General features: G+C 40.4%; 3 protein-coding genes. 2 read left to right on the forward strand and 1 reads right to left on the reverse strand.

Annotation, left to right across the window (positions count from 1 at the left end):
- The first annotated feature begins 551 nt into the window (after positions 1 to 551).
- Entirely contained in the window at positions 552 to 1,217 is a 666-nt protein-coding gene (locus LOR49_RS17295) for a tyrosine-type recombinase/integrase (RefSeq protein WP_420830499.1), read from the forward strand.
- Positions 1,218 to 1,257: 40 nt separating this feature from the next.
- Positions 1,258 to 1,443 (forward strand): hypothetical protein, encoded by a 186-nt coding sequence (locus LOR49_RS17300; RefSeq protein ID WP_240378211.1) that lies wholly within the window; start codon positions 1,258 to 1,260, stop codon positions 1,441 to 1,443.
- Between the two features lie 16 nt (positions 1,444 to 1,459).
- On the opposite strand, the gene LOR49_RS17305 is transcribed toward LOR49_RS17300, so the two are convergent.
- Positions 1,460 to 1,726: a type II toxin-antitoxin system RelE family toxin gene (locus LOR49_RS17305; protein WP_240378213.1), complete on the reverse strand. Its 267-nt coding sequence runs from the start codon at positions 1,724 to 1,726 to the stop codon at positions 1,460 to 1,462.
- Between the last annotated feature and the right edge of the window lie 67 nt (positions 1,727 to 1,793).

Genomic DNA, 1,793 nt, shown 5'->3' on the forward strand with positions numbered 1-1,793 from the left:
TTTCTAACTCCTTTATTTTTTATAACTCGTACCTAAATGACACCCTGATTTAACCAGTCATATTCTGCTCTTGTCATCGAAGTATACTAATAATCTAGTCTGCATGTTCCGCTAGCATCGGCACGAGCCAAAAGAACGTTCCCATTAATATTGAATAGTCTTCCCCTAAGCTTTTCGAAATTCAATTTGTTCTTGAATATATTGTCCTGTATGTAGTCCCATCACGCGATTCCTCTACACTAATGACATTAGACAAGACAAAAAACACAAAAATTCCCATAAGTGAGAAAATTAACTTCTCACGTAATCATCTTATAAATTTTTTGGGATTATCTGTAACATAACATACATGGTAATTATTAACAATATTGAAACCTAAGTTTATTTTTTGAATAGATTTGACATTTGTTCACTCCTAGCTTCTGCACTAGTTTCATTGATTAAATGTTGACCTCTTTTTCGGACGAACGCTAATTGACTCATGAATGATGTACGATTTTGGATAAAAGCGTACATTTATTTTCTTGTGTTCGCAGGGGTTTTCGATTATAATGAATAGGAAATGTACGGTATCGCCACCAAACATACAAAACCATACATTTACCACAAGGAGGGAAAAGACCATGAAAACCGCTCCAGCCGAACGACTCATTCAAGTCGAACCTCTCCGAACCGCCGAGGACATTCAAGAAATGAAACTGGCGATTAAACGAGGGAATAAAGCCAAACCGAAACGGGCGGCCTTGGCCGAACGGGATCTGTTTCTGTTTACCTTCGGGATCAATACGGGGCTGCGGGTGTCCGATATCGTACGCTTAACGGTGCAGGATCTCAAAGGAAAAGACGCCATGGTGCTTCGGGAAGGGAAAACCGCAAAACCTCGGAGAGTGCTGCTTGCGGGCTTACAAGAAGAAATTGAACGTTATATCGAGGGGAAAGATAGTGAGGCATATCTGTTTCCATCTCAAAAAGGCGACAAGCCCATGACGACCACGCAGGTGTATCGGATGCTTCGGGATGCCGGCGACTGGATCGGGCGTCACGACATCGGCACGCATACGATGCGAAAAACGTTCGGCTATCACTATTACCGCCATACGAAAGACATTATGAAGCTGGCCGACATTCTCAATCATTCCGCCCCCAGCATCACCAAGCGATATATCGGCATCACCCAAGATGAGATCCAGGAAAGTCTGGAAGGCTTCAAACTTTGATAAAAAACGAAGGGAACAATCGAATGGAGGAGAGGAAGAAATGAAAATAGAGGTCGAAATATCCAAAGAAACCGAAAGAACACTAGAAAGCATGGGGAAGCTCCAGCAATGCTCCATCCAAGAAGCAGCCCATACCGTTCTAGAACGGTATTCCGAACGAGCTAAAAATCAAATAGAGACTGCGCAGCGTTCAGCTGATCTTATTTTAAGGAACTCGTCGGAATAATAGACTCTTTGTTCATTTACCCATAAATATCTTTGCGATGTCCTATATTGAATATAATAATTTTAATTTCATTATCGTTGATGTCAGCCAAGATACGATAATTACCTACACGATAGCGCCAGTATGCTTTTAAGTTTCCCTTAAGGCTTTTGCCTAAAGCTCTTGGATCTTCCGTGTTGATTAAATTTTTTTCTATCCAGGCAATGATCAGTTTTTGTTGCGCTTTATCAATTTTTTTTAGACTTTGTATCGCTTTTTTTGTATAAACAACTTGATATGACATAGATTATAGCCCAAGTGTATCTTTCAATTCCTCATGAGTATATGTTTCATGGGGTTTGTTATTTTCG

Source organism: Bacillus piscicola (genome assembly GCF_022458745.1).
Lineage (GTDB): Bacteria > Bacillota > Bacilli > Bacillales > Marinococcaceae > Alteribacillus_A > Alteribacillus_A piscicola.